The 16790-nt window shown below is 54.6% G+C and carries 17 protein-coding genes and 1 tRNA gene; 5 read left to right on the top strand and 13 right to left on the bottom strand.

Annotation, left to right across the window (positions count from 1 at the left end; translation table 11 throughout):
- Positions 1-50: 50 nt before the first annotated feature.
- The 3 genes from ihfA to LVD10_RS11325 all read left to right on the top strand — a co-directional run bounded on the left by ihfA (position 51) and on the right by LVD10_RS11325 (position 920).
- A complete protein-coding gene (gene ihfA / locus LVD10_RS11335; protein WP_232941771.1) occupies positions 51-359 on the top strand; it encodes an integration host factor subunit alpha in 309 nt (102 codons plus the stop codon).
- Positions 337-693, top strand: coding sequence for a MerR family transcriptional regulator (locus tag LVD10_RS11330; protein ID WP_232941773.1), 357 nt, complete (start codon positions 337-339; stop codon positions 691-693). Before ihfA ends, LVD10_RS11330 begins: the two co-directional genes overlap by 23 nt.
- 150 nt (positions 694-843) lie before the next feature.
- Positions 844-920 (top strand) — tRNA-Pro (locus tag LVD10_RS11325).
- Positions 921-1105: 185 nt separating this feature from the next.
- Here LVD10_RS11325 and LVD10_RS11320 read toward each other — a convergent pair.
- From LVD10_RS11320 to LVD10_RS11280, 9 genes are all read right to left on the bottom strand, one after another.
- On the bottom strand, positions 1106-1819 hold the full coding sequence (locus LVD10_RS11320; protein WP_237063700.1) for an AbiU2 domain-containing protein: 714 nt from the start codon (positions 1817-1819) through the stop codon (positions 1106-1108).
- 486 nt (positions 1820-2305) lie between these two features.
- Positions 2306-2662 (bottom strand): hypothetical protein, encoded by a 357-nt coding sequence (locus LVD10_RS11315; RefSeq protein WP_237063698.1) that lies wholly within the window; start codon positions 2660-2662, stop codon positions 2306-2308.
- The gene (locus LVD10_RS11310; RefSeq protein ID WP_237063697.1) at positions 2649-3050 is read right to left on the bottom strand and encodes a hypothetical protein; all 402 of its coding nucleotides are present in this window, start codon (positions 3048-3050) and stop codon (positions 2649-2651) included. The genes LVD10_RS11315 and LVD10_RS11310 overlap by 14 nt, the downstream gene beginning before the upstream one ends.
- A 710-nt stretch (positions 3051-3760) precedes the next feature.
- Positions 3761-4747, bottom strand: coding sequence for a transposase (locus tag LVD10_RS11305; protein ID WP_237063696.1), 987 nt, complete (start codon positions 4745-4747; stop codon positions 3761-3763).
- A gap of 342 nt (positions 4748-5089) precedes the next feature.
- Positions 5090-5608 (bottom strand): general glycosylation pathway protein, encoded by a 519-nt coding sequence (locus LVD10_RS11300; protein ID WP_232941799.1) that lies wholly within the window; start codon positions 5606-5608, stop codon positions 5090-5092.
- 119 nt (positions 5609-5727) lie between these two features.
- Positions 5728-7029, bottom strand: coding sequence for a Na+/H+ antiporter NhaA (nhaA, locus tag LVD10_RS11295; RefSeq protein WP_237063695.1), 1302 nt, complete (start codon positions 7027-7029; stop codon positions 5728-5730).
- A gap of 369 nt (positions 7030-7398) precedes the next feature.
- Positions 7399-8067, bottom strand: a complete 669-nt coding sequence (locus LVD10_RS11290; RefSeq protein WP_237063694.1) for a DUF6515 family protein — start codon at positions 8065-8067, stop codon at positions 7399-7401.
- Positions 8068-8603: 536 nt separating this feature from the next.
- Positions 8604-9641: a fumarylacetoacetate hydrolase family protein gene (locus LVD10_RS11285; RefSeq protein WP_237063693.1), complete on the bottom strand. Its 1038-nt coding sequence runs from the start codon at positions 9639-9641 to the stop codon at positions 8604-8606.
- Positions 9642-9843: 202 nt separating this feature from the next.
- Positions 9844-10242, bottom strand: coding sequence for a hypothetical protein (locus LVD10_RS11280; RefSeq protein WP_237063692.1), 399 nt, complete (start codon positions 10240-10242; stop codon positions 9844-9846).
- A 680-nt stretch (positions 10243-10922) separates the two neighbouring features.
- Between LVD10_RS11280 and LVD10_RS11275 the strand changes: the two genes are divergently transcribed.
- Together LVD10_RS11275 and LVD10_RS11270 are read left to right on the top strand one after the other, a co-directional pair.
- The gene (locus tag LVD10_RS11275) at positions 10923-11303 is read left to right on the top strand and encodes a hypothetical protein (protein ID WP_237063691.1); all 381 of its coding nucleotides are present in this window, start codon (positions 10923-10925) and stop codon (positions 11301-11303) included.
- A 932-nt stretch (positions 11304-12235) separates the two neighbouring features.
- Positions 12236-12646: a hypothetical protein gene (locus tag LVD10_RS11270; protein WP_237063690.1), complete on the top strand. Its 411-nt coding sequence runs from the start codon at positions 12236-12238 to the stop codon at positions 12644-12646.
- A 419-nt stretch (positions 12647-13065) separates the two neighbouring features.
- Here the strand turns inward: LVD10_RS11270 and LVD10_RS11265 are convergent, their stop codons facing one another.
- The 4 genes from LVD10_RS11265 to LVD10_RS11250 form a co-directional block, all read right to left on the bottom strand.
- Positions 13066-13440: a VOC family protein gene (locus LVD10_RS11265; RefSeq protein WP_237063689.1), complete on the bottom strand. Its 375-nt coding sequence runs from the start codon at positions 13438-13440 to the stop codon at positions 13066-13068.
- A 127-nt stretch (positions 13441-13567) separates the two neighbouring features.
- Positions 13568-13768 (bottom strand): hypothetical protein, encoded by a 201-nt coding sequence (locus tag LVD10_RS11260; protein ID WP_232941819.1) that lies wholly within the window; start codon positions 13766-13768, stop codon positions 13568-13570.
- A 235-nt stretch (positions 13769-14003) separates the two neighbouring features.
- On the bottom strand, positions 14004-15047 hold the full coding sequence (locus tag LVD10_RS11255; RefSeq protein ID WP_237063688.1) for a tetratricopeptide repeat protein: 1044 nt from the start codon (positions 15045-15047) through the stop codon (positions 14004-14006).
- A gap of 31 nt (positions 15048-15078) precedes the next feature.
- A complete protein-coding gene (locus tag LVD10_RS11250) occupies positions 15079-16620 on the bottom strand; it encodes an adenylate/guanylate cyclase domain-containing protein (protein ID WP_232941823.1) in 1542 nt (513 codons plus the stop codon).
- Positions 16621-16790 lie beyond the last annotated feature (170 nt).

Genomic DNA, 16790 nt, shown 5'->3' with positions numbered 1-16790 from the left:
GGCCGCTTCCGATCCGGGACTGACGCCTCTGAATCTGTTGGTAGGAACCAATGACAGAGGCACTGACCAAGGCCGGGCTCGCCGAAAAACTGTACGAAGAGCTGGGCTTCAACAAGCGTGAGGCAAAGGAGATCGTCGAATACTTTTTCGAGGAGATCCGCAATGCGCTCGAGAGTAACGAGCAGGTAAAGCTGTCCGGCTTCGGCAATTTCGACCTTCGCGACAAAAGCCCACGCCCGGGACGGAACCCCAAGACCGGCGAGGAGATCCCCATTTCTGCACGCAGGGTGGTGACCTTCAAGCCGGGACAAAAACTTAAGGCACGAGTAGAAGAAGATGCTGGAAGCGAGCAACAATAGCGAACTGCCTGTTATCCCGGGCAAGCGCTATTTCACCATTGGAGAGGTCAGCGAGCTCTGCGCGGTCAAGCCACATGTACTGCGCTACTGGGAACAGGAATTCCCCCAGCTCAGCCCGGTCAAGCGCCGTGGCAACCGCCGCTACTACCAACACCAGGATGTCCTCCTGATCCGCCAGATCCGCGCACTCCTGTACGAGGAGGGCTACACCATCGGCGGTGCCCGCCACCAGATGGAAGCCGGCAGCCAGCAGGCGGAGAAGGTGCAGCTGCAGCAGGTACTGCCGCAGGTGATCGCCGAGCTGGAGGGGGTGTTAACGCTCCTGGAAACCTGATCCCGCCCAGCGGGGCAGGGCGGCCAGAAAGGCGCAAATCCGGGCTTGCATTCCGCGGCCAACAATGTATGATTTGCGCCTCATCGCAATGCGATGCCCCTTTGAAATCAAGCACTTAGAGTCATCTGGGCGCCTGGTTTCACACTCAGTCGGAGTGTAGCGCAGCCTGGTAGCGCACCACACTGGGGGTGTGGTGGTCGTCGGTTCAAATCCGGCCACTCCGACCATTATTTGATCGAAAAAGCCCGCTTTTTAGCGGGCTTTTTTGTGTTATGAGATTTCATGCCTCAATTCTTCCAGATTTGAGGGCGTCAGCGTAGGGTGTGAATCTGCAATACGTCAAACCAGATTCGACCGTTCACTGCTGTCTGGTCAATCACTTAATTGGCAAATTACACTTGCTACGCGAGACTTAGTTGCTGGGGTCCCAGAAGTTTTCGCTTGCTTTCGAAAGCTCGTGGTCCAATTGGTCCCAGGCAAAGCCGGAGTTTCTAATTAATAGGTTGAGAGACTCCACCAGCTCCTGCATTTCTTCTATTGCTCGTTTTAAATCGCCCCACTTAATTCCTAGTGTGCCTATGTCTATTGGTTGATATTTATCGACAACATGTTGAACTTCAGTATGCGCGGTAATTTTATCGCGAATGGTCAGAAAACCTTTCATATATGCGGCGTTTGAGAGTGTCGCCCAGGCGTTCTGTGCTGAGCAAAGAATCTCTTCAAATTGCCGTCGCCTCCCTTCCTGCTCTCGCACTTCAATTCTTTTCAGTGCTTCAGCTATTTCCGGATCCTTCTCGCTTTCTAGTGAAGGTGATTTCCAAATCGAAAAACTATCCTTTAATGATGAGCTGATGGAGTGTTCTTTTAGCTCTTCGAACAGCTTTCGAATGCTCGGAGCTCTTTTATCTTTATCGAACGTCAGCTTTGCTATGTCTTGCGCGCAAGTCAAAAATAGAGAATGTCGAAGTGTCAAAAAACCCCTAGCTTGAAGGTTGGAACCTCTTAGTTTGACGACATTTTCGTCAAATAACATTGGGTGGAGAAGTGCGTATTTCTCTCTGAGATGAATGAACCCATCAAGTAATTGACTCGCATGCCCCTCTAGCTTTTGAATCTTGCTTTTCATATGGGCTTGTCCGCTATCTTTGATTTATTAAGTTTCTGGCGTGCTCTGCTAAGTCCAGGGTTTTGGCGGGCAGATAGCGCTGGGAGAGCAGGGAGCCCTTGCAGAGCCGGTGCCAGCGCTCCACCACTTCACGGAGATTCCATCTGGCCGCTTCCGCGGAATTTATGTGCAAGACTATATAATATTAATTGCTCGTTACCGCATAGGCGCAGATATCCGGGCAAATACCCGGTCGAGTTCCAGCATACAGTCTTCAATCCATTGCCGGCGGTGCTCAGAGCTCTGGTCATCGCTGAACACATGTGCTGGATATATGAGCAGTATATTTCCTGCGTTCTCAGGAAGCTGATGTCCATTGCGGAGGATGCTTTATGTTTGGTGAGTGTCTTTCATAGTTTCGATGGAGTGGTCAATAGGTAAAAGTCCGGCCTAATTTCGGCAGAGAAGGACTGTTTTTTAACTCGCAGCCCATAAAGCTATCTATAGCTATGCACCAGAGGGAACATTTAAAGGGCTCGAGCTCTTCCTGTTTGCGTATGCGGTCATTGCGCTTTTTGCAATTGCGGGTGAGGTCAGTCCTACCTGAAAGGCCAGTAAAGCGCTCATTTTATCCCCATTTAATATGTATATTATGGACATGGCAGCCCCAAGGATGGGTAGCCCTATAAAAAGCCCGAAAAATATTATACCTGTTCTGAGGTTTGACATCTTATCTTCGGGCGGGCGGTGAAGGTGGTCAGAGAGTTTCAGTACGAAAAGAACCACGCCCCCAAAAAAAGAAATAGCTACTAGGTGAAGGTTTGCGGCTAAAAGCTCTATGAGTTCGGGCTTAAAGATTGTCAAAATCAACCCCTTTGGAGGAAAAAATATCAATGAATTTGTCAGTAAACGACGCGCTCTCAGTGAAGCGGCTTTTTGTCGTTAAAAGTAATTTTCCGTCTTGGGACTTCCGGCGAAAAACTTTTATCTTTTCGCGTAGAGCTTGATCTGACTTTATTTTCTTTAATATTTCGGACCTTTTAACACCGACATCACGAGCAATACCGTCAAACGTTCGGGCAAAGTATTTCTTGTTTTCCAGAGCGGCTAAAATATGTTTAGATAGAGCTTCGCCTGATAAAGGTCGAGAGAACTTTGGATGGTGTTTTCTACCTGTAACTCTTCTGACAAATACGCCTCTGGATCCTTCCCGGCTTTGCCCTAAGTTTCTTTTACTTCTTTTATTGGCCATATTGAAATCTCTATTTACCCAACTTTTAAGTTAAATATCTACGTTATTGAATTAGTGGGCTTCTGAAGCGTAATTGTGTTAAAAATTTTCTAAGAACTCAATCACGAAAATTCTTAAGTTACGAGAAAATAGTAAAAAGGACACCCACCAACTGAAGATACCAAGCTATGCATCGTTCCTTCAGAAACGTCGGCCCTCCCATTCACGGGCAAAGTGTACTGTAGACGTTCGACGTGTGGAGTTTTACGCCAATGAGGCGTTTTCAGGTACAGGAGGGCCGCCTCGGTTCTGCGATAGGGCGGAGTAAAAAGGACACCCACCAACTGAAGATACCAAGCTAAGCATCGTTCCTTCAGAAACGTCGGCCCTCCCATTCACGGGCAAAGTGTACTGCAGACGTTCGACGTGTGGAGTTTTACGCCAATGAGGCGTTTTCAGGTACAGGAGGGCCGCCTCGGTGCTGCGATAGGGTGGCGAGAGAGGGGAGGGCTAGGTCGCTGGCGGAGAAAGGAATCGCCCATTAATAAAAAGGACACCCACCAACTGAGGATATCCGGCTGAATAGCCTTTCTCTATGCGAGGGTGAACTCCGGCAGACGCTCTAACTGGGTAGAAATGCCTCAAGTGTGGCTTTATGCGCCAAAGTGGCCTTTTCAGGTACAGGAGGGCTGCATAGGCGTTACGGGTGGCGTTTCCTTGGACGGAAAAGGCTAGGTAGCTGGCGGTGAAAGGAAGCGCTCGCAATCGCGAATCCCATGGGACCAGCGTTTGCCGAGTTGCTCACAGGCGCTGCGGACAGCGTGGGCACTGCCCACCAGGCTTTTGAAACGGCTCTCGAAGTGCCGGTTGAGGTAGAGCCAGTGCCTGGGATCTATCTGCAGGCGCTCAAGGATTGGTGGTAGTTCGCTGTCAATGGCTCCGCGCTTGTCTTCACGCAGGCAGCGGCCGCTCCAGTCCACCAGCTCTATATAGTCCCGCAGCCGGCAGGGCATTCCTTCCGGCATCGGAACGCGGGGGTTACCGGCGAAGGGCATCAGCTCCCTGGGTTGGATTCCGGTCCTGGCCGCCGAGACACGTCGCTTGATGGAGGTGTGTGCTGACGATTCCGGTGTGTTCGCCATCCTGGCCCGGATCGGGTTCAGGTCCACGTAGGCCATACAGGCTGCCAGGGCCCGCTCATCCAGGAGTGCCTGGGACTTGAAGCGTCCCTCCCAGAAGCGACCGCTACACCGGTCCTCCCGGTTGGCCTCTCGGGCGATGGACTCGTTGAGGGAACGCATAAACCAACTGATATCGGTAAGTCGTGCACGCCAGCCCTCCGCGACCTCCGAGAGGCGGGCATGCTCAGCTGATCCCAGTGTTTCACCGCGCAGAAATCGCTGGGAGAGCAGGGAGCCCTTGTACAGCCGATGCCAGCGCTCCACCACTTCGTGAAGGTCCCAGCGGTCCGCCTCCGCCGAGTTGATGTGCAGCACCACATGGTAGTGATTGCTCATTACCGCATAGGCGCAGATATCCAGGGCAAAAACCCGCCCTAGCTCCAACATCCGGTCCTCAATCCATTGCCGGCGATGCTCAAAGCACTGTCCAGTGCGATCGTCCTGCCCGCACAGGAATGCTCGCCGTACACAGCGTGAGACGCAGTGGTAGTACGGCGTGGTGCTCGGGCAGATTAGCGTTTTACGCGCTCTGGTCATTGCTGGGTATGAGATCTGTATACATATACAGTATTTTGCCTGTGTCCCCAGAAAGCTCAATAGCTCTGGCGGCGAATGCTTTATGTTTGGTGGGTGTCCCACATCGTCCGTTTGGTGGGTGTCCCACATCGTCCGCTGCGCTACACAGCGTGACACGCAGTGGTAGTAAGGCGTGGTGCTGGGGCAGATAAGAGTTGTACGCGCTCTTGTCATCGCTGGCTATGAAGTCTGTATACATATACAGCATTTTGCCTGTGTCCCCAGAAAGCTCAATAGCTCTGGCGGCGAATGCTTTTTGTTTGTTGGGTGTCCCTTGTTGCTCTTGTTGCTGTCGGATACTGGTTAATCATATTCATGACGTGTCAATTTTTGATAGACCCCAAGCCCGACCACTACCAAAACCACGGAGATCAGTAAAAAAGTAGGGTAAATCAAGTTACTGATATCTTGTTTCCCTGCATCAAAGACGAATACCAGTCCTTCCAGGCTCAGGGCGATGGCTATAATAACGAGGAACTTCAACAAGGTTTCCCGCTGCTCTGTCAGAGACTTTCCACGGCTACTATTGAGAACCTCTTCCTCTAGCAGAAACTTGGCAACATCAAAGACTGCCATGGCAATGACGATCAGGCCGATGGCATTGAGCAGAGCCTTGATCAAGAGAGCCTTTTCATGAATTGCATCCAAGATGCCCCATAATGAAACAATCATCATGGCGACGCTGATTGCACACAAGCAGACACTGATGAAGCAATATACCGAGCGTCCGATCCAGTCCGATATCTGATTGACTCCTGAGCCCTTGGGGTGGTTTTGATTTCCATCTAAGGCGTTCGTTTTTTCGGTGCTATCTTCGTTCACGGGTGAATTTTCTCTTGCCGGTGGCGGTATGCTTCGCGATGGATCGATACTAGCGTAACTGTTTCTGGCTGTGGAATTTTTTCATTGGCGAGATCTAGTGATCCGTTGTTATTCGTTCCTTACATCGTTTGGGCGGCCTTCCTAGCGGATGACCACATCAAAATTGTCACTCCTAGAACAGCAGAAATCAGGGAGGCGGTGAAAATGCCAAGTTTGGCGCTATCGATCAGGTCGTCACCAAAGGCGATTTTTGCGATGAACAGGGCCATCGTGAATCCAATCCCGGCGAGCACGCTGCCACCGGTAATCAGCCGCCAGGTGAGCTCCGACGGGCGAGAGGCCAATTTCAACCGCAGGGCGAGCCAGCTAAACAATACGATGCCTGAGGGCTTTCCGAGTACAAAACCGAGGACGATCGCCAGGGTCAGTGGGCCATCAATGTCCTGTAAATCGAGTACAAGGCCGGCATTGGCAAAGGCGAACAGGGGCATGATCACAAAGCCCACCCAGGGGTGGAGCACGATTTCCAGCCGCTCAACCGGGGATAGTGTTTCGCGTGCAGCCACCTCTGCCATCTGTAATGTGTGGCGATCCCTGGTCTGGCTGCTGCTCTCGCTGCTTTGCGGGTGAGCGATAACCTGGTTGAGTATGGCATACAGCCGCTCGTCGCTGACCCAGCGCCGGGCTGGCGTCATCAGGCCCAGCACAACGCCGGTGATGGTGGCGTGGACACCGGAGGCGTCCACCGCCAGCCATACCGCAATGCCCAGCAGTATGTAGGGGGTGAAGCCACGCAAACCCAGCTTGGCCATCACGCGCACGACCACCAGCAAAAGCCCGGCCAATGCCAGTGCCCACCAGTCGAGGTCACTGGTGTAGCCAATGGTGACGACAAGAATGGCACCGATATCGTCAACGATGGCGATGGATAGCATAAACACCCGCAGGCTCTGGGGGATGCGCGTGCTGAGCAGGGCCAGGCAGCCAATCACGAAGGCGGTGTCCGTCGCCATGACGGTGCCCCATCCATTCTGGCCTGCCTGTCCCGCCTGCAGTGCCAGGAATATCACTGCGGGGACGATCATCCCGCCCAGTGCGGCGGCAATGGGCAGTGCGGCCATACGGGGGTTGCGCAGCTCGCCGAGAATCAGCTCGCGCTTGAGTTCCAGTGCCACAAGAAAGAAAAAAAGCGTCATCAGGCCGTCGTTGATCCACTCCCGCACGGACCGGGTCAGCTCGAACGCGTTGAGGTGGAACCCGAGGGTTGACTCCCAGATATGCTCGAACGCTTCGGCCCAGGGGGAGTTGGAGAGGATGACGGCGGCAATGGTGAATAGGAGGAGTATGGCGCCTCCGGCCGACTGGATGTGCAGGAAGTGCACGATCGGGCGTGCCAGTCGATCAAATGCTTGTCTGGGCAAGCGCGTGGATCCGGCGCCGCCACGCTCATCCCGGTTCATACGATGACCAACCTGAAGCCTGGTGTGGGCAGGGTAGCGTTAATGTGCAACGGTCCAGGGTTATATCGTGCCATAATCCTGGCTGGTTCCCCGCCATGTATGTTCAACTCTAGCTTACCTGGTTTGGCCGCATGGAATCGGTGGATCCGGTGAGAGGATGAGAACAAGGAGTTTGGCATCAGGGTGCCCATCAACTGAATCTTCCGGTGGAATCAGAGAGCCGGGCACATAACAGTGCCCGGCTCTTCCCGCAAAACTCCCTCTCCCTCTCCCTCTCCATCACCGCAGTAACAAGCCTGCTCGTTAAGCTGCACTGCCTATGACAGGTTGCTAGTAATAGCGCATGCAACGCGCGTACTCGTCCCGATAGCTGCCCGGCTCGCGGCGGTAGGGGCCGACCCTGGCACGACGCGATTGATCCGAGGCGATACGACGGCAGGTCGACTGGAGCTCGCGGTAACTTTCGCCACCGATGTTGTCGCGGAAACGGTAGCGCCCGTAATAACCCTCGTACTCACCGCGGTAGCTTCCGTAGTCACCGCCGCCGCGATATCCCGGCGCGGGGAGCGGGTAGACCCGGCGTATTTCCGGAGGCGGCGGCGCTACCGGGGCAGGAGCCGGAGTCGGCGGCGCAAGTGAGGCAATTCTCTGCGGCGCGCTGTAATAGTCGCGCCAGCCATAAGGCGGGGTTACGACCGTGAAGTCGTCGCCGTCAGGCTCGTATACGAAGAAGGTGCCCCTGGAAGTGACATAGTAGCGTTCACCACCCATGGTGAAGGTACCGCTGCTGCCGGGAACATTCGGCACCCGCGCGCCCAGTGGGGAATCCACGCGGACAAAACCACCTTTGGTCGGCCGGTAGAAAGAACCCACCCAGTAGTAATAGGTCTGGCCGCCTACAAGGATTTGTGAGGCGCCGCTGGGCAGGGTCCTCACCCGATCATCTGCCCACGCCAGCCCGATGGCAAAGCTGAACAGAACTGCGATGGCATAGCGCATAGCGGCACACCCTCTGTTGCAAACTGCTGGAAGTTTACTCAGCGGCTGCGCCTTTCCCCAATCCCCGGCACAACTCCAGGCGCCCCAATATCAATAAGGCATAAAAAGGACACCCACCAATTGCAGATATCGGGCTGCAGAGCCTTCCTCTACGTAGGGGAGGGCTCTGGCTCACCGATATAAGGGATGATGTCTTTTATGCCTAAGTGGTCTTTTAGGGCGCAGGAGGGCCGTCTCGTTGCTTCGGCAGGGTGGCGTGGGAAGGGAGGGCTAGCTAACCAGCGGGGAAAGGAATCGCTCGCAATCGCGAAGGCCGTGTGACCAGTGCTTGCCGAGCTGATCACCGGCGCTGCGAACAGCGCGGGCGCTAGCCGCCAGGCTCCTGAACCGGCTCTCAAAGTGCGGGTTAAGCTAGAGCCTGTGCCTGGGCTCTATCTGCAGGCGCCCCAGCATTGGTGGTAGTTTGCTAGCGCGGGCTCGTCGAAAGGTAGGGCTCGCTCCCAACCACGTGGCCTGCAGCGAAAAACCGGTTAGCGTTATTCGATCCTGTTTTCCAGGTGTCCCAGAAAGGTAGCCCTGGTGATCACGCGGTCGGCGCGCTGCAGGTAAAAGCCCTGGTTCCATACGTTCGCGGGCTTGAAGGCTACACCGGCTCCTGTGCCAGTCAGAATCAGCGTGCCCCGTGGGATGCCACCTGCCGGTAGCAGGTCTACAGGTTGGTCACCATCTAGAAAGGTGTGTCCGGCCTGGTCGAATGCCTGGCGGACGATGTCGTCGATATCCAGGATCATTTGATCTGCCGGGAACCGCTGCCGTGCCTCGCCATTCACGGCGAGCTCCAGGGCGATCGTTTGGTAGAAGGAGGCCGACCTCGGGATCACGAAGAGGTAGCCGGTGGGCAGGAAGGACGGGCGCCCCTTGGCTGCGGCGAAGCCTGTGGTGCCCATGGGGGCATCGAGGTCGATCTGGCGGAGCAGGGTCCAGCGATCGGTGAAGTCGTTGCAGAGTACGAGAGCGTAGTCCACGCGGTCGTCAGGTGACTGGATGTCGGCAAGTGGAACCATGGCGATCTCGGCCTCGAAGTCGAGGCGTGGGTGGAAGCTTACCGGGTCGTTCCACCCACTTGCCCGCGCCAGCTTCGGGAACAGGAATGGCGGATCGTCCAGGTACACCTCTTCGGCGTGCTCCCGGTAATTCGTGCCGGCCGCCACATAGGGGTATTGGAAGTCCACGGGCACCGTCAGCCCGCTGAGCGGCACGGTCACCGTGGGGCCAGTCACTGCTGCGAGGCCGTCGTAGCCCAGCCGGGCGTAGGCCTCGATGAGGTCGCCGGCGTCACCGAGCCCGGCAGTAACGTCGATCCCGTCGATAGTGTCGCCGTTATGGCGAGTGACCCGTATCAGTGACGAGGCTGTACGTGCAAACGTCAGTGCTGCTGCCGGGTCTGCGATAACCTGGGGCCGCCCAGCGTCCCAGGCGATATCCACCGTGGGGCGTGAGATATAGAAGCTGTAGGCGACGAAGGCCGTCGATGCAACGATGAGCACCAGCAGGGTGCGGACAAGAAATTTCATGCATTTTCCCTATTGCCGGGGGACTGCCGCTTGATCCTGGTACCGCTAGCGAACTTGAGGGTAAAAGGGTATCTCAATGGGGGGAGGAAGTCTGCTTTTGCCTGGATGCCGTCCTCAGCCCCCGAAATGCGTCACTTGATGGCCGTGTGGGCTGGCGATTCCGGTGTGCTCGCCATCCTGGCCCGGATAGCGTCCAGGTTCACTAAGCCATACAGGCTGCCAGGGCCCTCTTGCCAAGTAATGCCAGGAAGTTGAAGCGTCCCTCCCAGAAGCGACCGCTACACCGGTCCTCCCGGTTGGCCTCGCGGGCGATGGACTCGTTGAAGGAACGCATAAACCAACTGATATCGGCAAGTCTTGTACGCCAGCCCTCCGCGACCTCCGAGAGGCGGGCATACTCTGCAGATCCCAGAGTTTCGCTGCGCAGAAAGCGCTGGGAGAGCACGGAGCCCTTGTACAGCCGATGCCAGCGCTCCACCACTTCGTGGAGGTTCCAGCTGTCCGCCTCCGCCGAGTTGATGTACAGGACCGCATGGTAGTGATTGCTCATTACCGTGTAGGCGCAGGTATCCAGAGCAAAAACCCGCCCTAGCTCCAACATGCGGTCCTCAATCCATTGCCGTCGATGCTCAAAGCACTGTCCGGTACGACCATCCCGCCCGCACAGGAATGCCCGCCGTACACAGCGTGAGACGCAGTGTCAGTATGGAGTGGTGCTGGGGCAGGTGAGGGTTTTACGCGCTCTTGCCATCTCTCGGAACGCGGTATGGGTGTGTGCAGCATTTTGCCCGTGCCCGTAAGCAGCTCTATTCCCCTGGCGCGCACCCGTTATGTTTAGTGTGTGTCCACTATCTTCAGTTTCACCCAGTTGTTTGGATTAGCGGCTATTACTTCGCTCGTGAGTCGCGGTGGTGTAAATGGTATTGATGATATTTGGGCGAATAAGTGGACTCTTTTTGCTTTTGCAAAGACATTGGCGTCCTCTGAGAGCTTCCAGGCGATAAAGCATGCAAGTGCGGGCTTCTTTATACTGGAACCGCTATATCACTTTGGGAAGGCGGCCAGGCAATAAGTAAAGGGAACGGCTTTGGTATATTTAATGCTGGTGTCGATCTGACATTTGGTGTGGTAGGGTTTGTTGGGGGACTGTGGGAAGAGTTGCTGCTGTGAGCTATGGCGGAACATCGGCAGCTATGAAATATGTTCCCGATGTGTATGATTATACTGTGAAGCCCGGGGTGGACTTTTTATGCTGGGCACTGAAAACTGTTAGTAAGAAATATGCTTAATTTCTTCTATTTCAAATTTTATGCTCTCTCTCAAAAGGTCAATGGTATGGGCAGGCATAATCACTACTATGCCTGCTTAACTCTTTCTTTTTTTGAGATTTTTGCTTTTGTTAATGGGATTTTGCTTGTCCATATGCTTGGGCGCTGGGAGTTGGTATTTTCTGGTATTAGTAAGTTTTTGGCGGTAATCGTATTTCTTGTAGTATTGTTGATAAACTATGCTCTCTTCTCTATTCGGAGTCGTAGCGAGGAGTTTTTGGTTGAGAGAAAGTCAATTTTAAGTAATTCCTCCGAGTATCTTGGAGGAATACTAAGTCTTTTGCTTGTAATTCTCACTTTGTTTTTTCTTGCCTACTTTACATTTAATGGGTGAAGTTTCTGAGAACAAGGCTGTGTGAAAAATGATAAAAAGAGAAAATAAAAAGGACACCTACCAACTGAAGATATCAAGCTAGATATCCTTCTTGCAGGCACAGAAGAGCCGTATCGGTGTCATGGCAAGGCAGCGTAAGAAGGGAAGTCCAGGTGGCTGGCGCTGAAAGGACTCGCTCGCAATCGCGAATGTCGTGTGACCAGCGCTTGCTGGGCTGCTCACAGGCGCCGCGTACAGTGTGGGCACTACTCACCAGGCTTTTGGAACAGTTCTCGAAGCACTGTTCGGGGTAGTGCCTGTGCCGGGTTTAGCTGCTTCTCGAGTAGTCAAGTAGAATATGACAGCTGTGGGCGTGATTATCAACGCTGCCTCAACAACTAATAAATCCGTAAATACCGTAACTGCTGAGAGTAAGAGATATTAACTTTGGATGATGGTTTAGCCTGGATTGGGTCATTAACATTTATACAAATTTTGTATTATTGGGCTTTTCTGCTGATAGTGGACCTTTTGGTTTGTTCTATTTTTAGGCAAGTGCGGCCTTCTTCGATGAGATTTTCGTATAATTTTTGGCTGCCCTTCGGCGTCTTTATTCCTGTATTCTGGATTCTTAGGTTGGACGAGCCGTTGGTCATCGATGTGCTAGTTGTTTGCTCTATGGCGCTCTTTTATTGTCTGGTTAGACCATGCTTAAAAGCGAAATTTATGCAGGCACTGATTTGAAAATAAGTGAGGCTGGACCGACTTTCGGCGCTTATTTGCTTAGGAGTGTAATTCGCAAAAAGAGTGGTCTGAACCGACTTGCTGGATTTAATTTATCCGGTCGGCTGGGCAGCTGCAATGGTTGGGCGCGGCCCAGCTACAACTGCTAATCGGGTAGTCTTTGGGGGGTTACTGTAACCCATATAGAATGAGCGTTGGTTTAAGGTGGTATGAATATTTCTTCAATATATTTTTATTACTATTGTTATCTCAGACGTTTTTTTAAGAATGGTCCCTCAGGCTGGCTTTATGAAAGCAAAGCTATAATTACGCTATGTTTTTTGGAGGCGATTATCCTTATCGGGTTGACAGCTTATCTTTTTGCAGTTCTTGATATTGGCGTTAACTTTTCATTTCATCCGGCTTTAGTGATTGTTCCTTCATCTTTTGCTCTCTATGGTATTAACCATTGGATATTGCTCAGTGGTAATCGATGGAAGCGCTACGATGAAGCGTTAAATATGGCGACAAGAAAGTTCCAGGAAAGAGGTAGAGCTCTGGCTATTTTGGCAACTATCTCTTTTCCGGCCGCATTCATTTTTGTTTTATGGCAAGTAGGGAGAATGAAGGGTACGTGGTAAGAGTAAAATGAAATGACAAAAAATAGAGCATAAATAAAACGGACGCCCACCGACTAGGGATGTCGAGCTCACGAGCTTTCCTCAAGGCAAGAGTGACGCCGGTTAGAGGGCTAACTGGGGAGGGAGGCTTGAATTGTGGCTTTACGCACCAAGGCGGCCTCTTCTGGTGCAGGAAGGCTGCATAGGCATTACGGGTAGCGCTGTCTCAGGTGGGAAGGGCCTATGTCGCGGGCAGTGAAAGGAAACGATCGCATTCTCGAATGCCATGAACCCAGCGCTTTCCGAGTCGATCACAGGCGCTGCGAACAGCGTCTGCTTAGCTCAACGGGCTTTTAAAACAGCTCTCGAAGTGCCGGCTGTAGATTCCCATGGTTTCCCGAACTCCTCCGAAGTGGGTGGTTGTGATTATTGCAGTACTTTTATGCTGGGCGGTGAAACACTGCAAGTTTGTTGCCGTCCAGGTCCCTGAAGTACGCACCGAAATAAAGGCCGTCAAGTCTTGGTCCTGGTGCGCCCTCATCAGTGGCGCCCAACGATATCGCTTTTGCGTAGACCGCGCTGACCGTTTCATCACTTTCCGCTGAAAAGGCAACCATTGTGCCATTCCCGTTTGTTGCGGGTTCGCCGTCAAAAGGCTTTGATATCGCTAGCTTGGCTTCGTGATTTTTGAAAGAGAAAAAAATCACCCTGTCAGTTTTCATTACTTTCGTTCCGCCCAGCAGGGGAAGCAACTGATCGTAAAACGCTTCTGCTTTTTCGAGGTTGTTTGTCCCGAGGGTGGTATGGGAGATCATGGATCTGCTCCGGTAGTTTTGATGTCACATTGACAGGGAGGGGCAAGTGCATAACGGCCCTGGAAGAAGCGAGTCAAAACAGCGTTAATGCCCGGATCGCGAAAGGGGCTTGGCCCAAGTGGGCAACTCAAGCTGCCGGCTTTTGCCCCAGGATTCGCGCCGGCAGCATCAGTACTGCTCGCAGGAAGGCAAATATTGCCTCGAAGGTGATGCCGACGAGGCGGAACGGCAATGACAGTAGCCAGATGAATGGCCATGCGACGAGTGCAAGCAGCGCCAGTGGCCAGCAGAGAATAAGAAGTAAGAGCCAGAGCAGGAAATTAAGCATTGTTCGTCCTTGGCGGCCGCATGATGCAGCAAAATCGGCTGTTCTGAATTTTGGAAAAAACAGGACACCCAAAGATTACAGGCATCGCAAGAGTAACCCGGGTCACAGGGACGTTATGACACGAAACCCGGTTTGCTCAATAGTTTGCCGGTAACCAATCGGTTCACCTGGAAACAATCAATGGGTCATTTTTTCTTAATGGTAAACCAATAACCCGGAATCCGGAACACCGCTCCTAAGGCTTGGCCCGGGGCGGTGACGACAGGGCTTTCAGGTTTTCCAGTACTTTTTCGGCCCTGGCGATATTGGTCAGCAATTCCGCATTGTCCGGGTCCAGGGCCCTGGCTTCGCGCCAGGTTTCCACGGCACGCTCGATCTTGCCCTCACTGTACAGGTCATTGCCCCGTTTGATCGCGGTTTTGACCCGGGCGTTCAGCTGCGCCTGGAGCTGTGATTGCAGGGATGGCAGTTGCGGTTCCTGCGGCGACTGTTGCTGCAGTTTGTTAAGGCGCTGCTGTGCACCCGCCAGGTCACCGGCTTCCAGGGCCTGCTGTAATTCCGCGACCAGGGCTTTGTTGTCCCTTTCCGGGGGGCGCCTGGTCGGTTGGCGTCTCGCCTGGCGCAGCTGGCGGTTGGCCCGGGCCAGGTCCTGGTCGATGTTTTCCCGCTGCGCCTTATCCTGCAGGAGGTCATGGCCGTACAGGCGCCGTGCCACCTTCAAGCCACGCTGGGCCTGGGTATAGTCCTCTCGCTGCAGGGCCAGTTGCGCATGCTCCTGTAGAGCCTGGGCCGACCCGCGGCACTGGCGGAGAAAGTTCTTCTGTTCCAGCCAGGTCATCACACCGGGGCCATTGAGCTGCCGCAGGCGCTCATAGGCCTCGGCGTCTTTCAGCAACTGTTCGCCACGGTGGATGGCCAGCTCCATCCGCAGGCGTTGCTCGTGCAGCTGGCGTCGCTCTGCAAATTCTTGCCGTGCGCTGACCAGTGCCTGGCTGCCTGGCAGTACCTCTGTAGCTGCCTGCAATACCTTCCCGGCGCCATGCCAGTTGTCCTGTTTCTCCAGGTGGCTCGCGGCGCGGATTGCGTTGCGCTCGAACTGCTGCAGGCTGCTTTGCAAACGCCTGATTTTTTGCTGCTGGGCTGGCGTCGCCGTAACCAGCTCCTGCAGTTGGCCGAGTTCGGCGGACTGCTGTTGGGCCTGCTGCAGTGTGTCGGTTGGCAAACCTTCCTGCGCCTGCTGCTGTGGCGGCAGCAGGCTACAGGCCGGCAGCAGCGGCATTAGCAAGAACCAAACAAGCGCTAGGCGGCGATCAAGCATGGCTGGCTGCCTTCCGGTCCTGTTTACGGGGCCGGCTCTTCAGTATTTTCTGCAGGTTAGCCTGCAGAAGATGCTGGTCGTTGTGATGGATATCCTGCACGGAATAGATTCCCACCGGGGCCGACTTGCCGCGGATCGGGATTGTCCGCTCGGACCGGGCGATAATGCGTGGCTCAAGCATGGTGAACAGTTGTTCCCGGATAATGATTTGGTCCGCCCGGGCCTCGCTGCACAGGCGGGAGGCCAGGTTGACGGCGTCGCCGACCACGGTGTATTCCATCCGCTCGTCGGAGCCCAGGTTGCCGGCCAGCATGGCACCGGAGTTGATGCCGATGCGGAAATGCACTTCGGGCCGGCCATCGGCGCGGCGCTGCTCGTTTAATTGTACCGCCAGTTGCTGGATCAACACCGCACAGCTGATCGCGTTGAAGGTGTGGTCGGTATCTTCCTCCAGCACCCCGAACGCCAGCATCGCACAGTCGCCAATAAACTTGTCGACCACGCCACCATACATCGAGCAGGCCCGGGAGATATACGAGAAGTATTCGTTCAGCAGCTCGGAAACCTGGCAAGGCTCCAGCTTTTCGGACATGGCGGTAAAGCCGGTAATATCGGCAAACAGCACCGTTGCCTCGATCGGCCGGTCCACCAGCCGGATTTCGTCCAGGTTGGCCAGTACCTTGTCGGCAACGTTCTTCGACACATAGCGGGAGAAGACCTGCTCGACCTGCGATTTTCTCAGCAGTCCGGCCGCCATATTGTTGAAGCCCTCGAACAGGTAGCCGATTTCGTCATTGCGCTGCTGCTCGATCCGGGTTCCAAAGTCGCCGCGGTCGATGGCCCGGGTGGCCTCCATCAGGTGGTGGATCGGCAGCGACAGGCGCCGGCTCAGCCAGTAGGCCAGCAGGGACGCCAGCAGGGTCATGGCCAGGGTGGCATAGATGATGGCATCGCGGGCCCGGGCTGCGGCCTGGTCCATCTGCGATGCCGACAGGGTCACCACCACCGAGCCGACCCGGACGTCCAGGTAGTTGGCCGGGGCGATAAAGCTGATCAACCGCTCCGGGGAGCCGTCGGCCGTGTCCCGGAACCAGGGCCGGGCTATGACCCCGGCGGCTGCGAAAGGCCCGGCGGCCTCGAGAGGGGAGCCGGTCAGGTCCGGCTGGATGCCGCTGGCCGACAGCAGCTCGCCGTCGCGTGCGTAAATACCCGCCCCCAGGATCTTCTCGTCCAGGCCAAGATTGGCGGTCAGCATGCGCAGGTTCAGGTCGTTCTCCGACAGAATCGGTTCTCCGGCCAGTTTGGCCAGCTGCAGCGCCATGGTGTTGCCGAACTCATGCAGTTGTGTGCGGATCAGGCGGTTCTGGTTATCGCTGATAAACAGGCCCAGGCCAGTCATCCCCAGTACCAGCAGCAGGGTCATGACCAGTGCCAGTTTGAGCGCAATCGGGATACGGCGGGGTAACAACCGGGCAAAATGTGCCTGTAGACCGTTGGCGGTGTGCCGCAATATGCCTTTGGCCTTGGTAATCAACGGGAGGGCTCTCCTTCTATTTATAGTTAGCCGTCACCTGCACCCGGGTGGTGAGAATATGTGAACTATACCAGTTCTTGGGCGGCAGTATGTCTCACTCAGCAAATTGACCGATCGGTCACATCGGCGGAGCGACAGAAACATATGCGGGTAATGGGGCACAGAATACA

This window comes from Microbulbifer zhoushanensis, assembly GCF_021729055.1.
Classification (GTDB): Bacteria; Pseudomonadota; Gammaproteobacteria; order Pseudomonadales; family Cellvibrionaceae; genus Microbulbifer; species Microbulbifer zhoushanensis.
Note: the sequence above shows the minus strand (reverse complement) of the source record. Positions and strands in the feature narration are given on the sequence as shown.

What these genes read in the sequence shown, in the direction of transcription:
- ihfA (WP_232941771.1), top strand. Translation starts at nt 51, where the DNA reads ATGACAGAGGCACTGACCAAGGCCGGGCTCGCCGAAAAACTGTACGAA.
- LVD10_RS11330 (WP_232941773.1), top strand. Translation starts at nt 337, where the DNA reads ATGCTGGAAGCGAGCAACAATAGCGAACTGCCTGTTATCCCGGGCAAG.
- LVD10_RS11320 (WP_237063700.1), bottom strand. Translation starts at nt 1,819, where the DNA reads ATGAAAAGCAAGATTCAAAAGCTAGAGGGGCATGCGAGTCAATTACTT.
- LVD10_RS11310 (WP_237063697.1), bottom strand. Translation starts at nt 3,050, where the DNA reads ATGGCCAATAAAAGAAGTAAAAGAAACTTAGGGCAAAGCCGGGAAGGA.
- LVD10_RS11305 (WP_237063696.1), bottom strand. Translation starts at nt 4,747, where the DNA reads ATGACCAGAGCGCGTAAAACGCTAATCTGCCCGAGCACCACGCCGTAC.
- LVD10_RS11290 (WP_237063694.1), bottom strand. Translation starts at nt 8,067, where the DNA reads ATGCGCTATGCCATCGCAGTTCTGTTCAGCTTTGCCATCGGGCTGGCG.
- LVD10_RS11285 (WP_237063693.1), bottom strand. Translation starts at nt 9,641, where the DNA reads ATGAAATTTCTTGTCCGCACCCTGCTGGTGCTCATCGTTGCATCGACG.
- LVD10_RS11280 (WP_237063692.1), bottom strand. Translation starts at nt 10,242, where the DNA reads ATGTTGGAGCTAGGGCGGGTTTTTGCTCTGGATACCTGCGCCTACACG.
- LVD10_RS11275 (WP_237063691.1), top strand. Translation starts at nt 10,923, where the DNA reads ATGCTTAATTTCTTCTATTTCAAATTTTATGCTCTCTCTCAAAAGGTC.
- LVD10_RS11270 (WP_237063690.1), top strand. Translation starts at nt 12,236, where the DNA reads ATGAATATTTCTTCAATATATTTTTATTACTATTGTTATCTCAGACGT.
- LVD10_RS11265 (WP_237063689.1), bottom strand. Translation starts at nt 13,440, where the DNA reads ATGATCTCCCATACCACCCTCGGGACAAACAACCTCGAAAAAGCAGAA.
- LVD10_RS11260 (WP_232941819.1), bottom strand. Translation starts at nt 13,768, where the DNA reads ATGCTTAATTTCCTGCTCTGGCTCTTACTTCTTATTCTCTGCTGGCCA.
- LVD10_RS11255 (WP_237063688.1), bottom strand. Translation starts at nt 15,047, where the DNA reads ATGCCGCTGCTGCCGGCCTGTAGCCTGCTGCCGCCACAGCAGCAGGCG.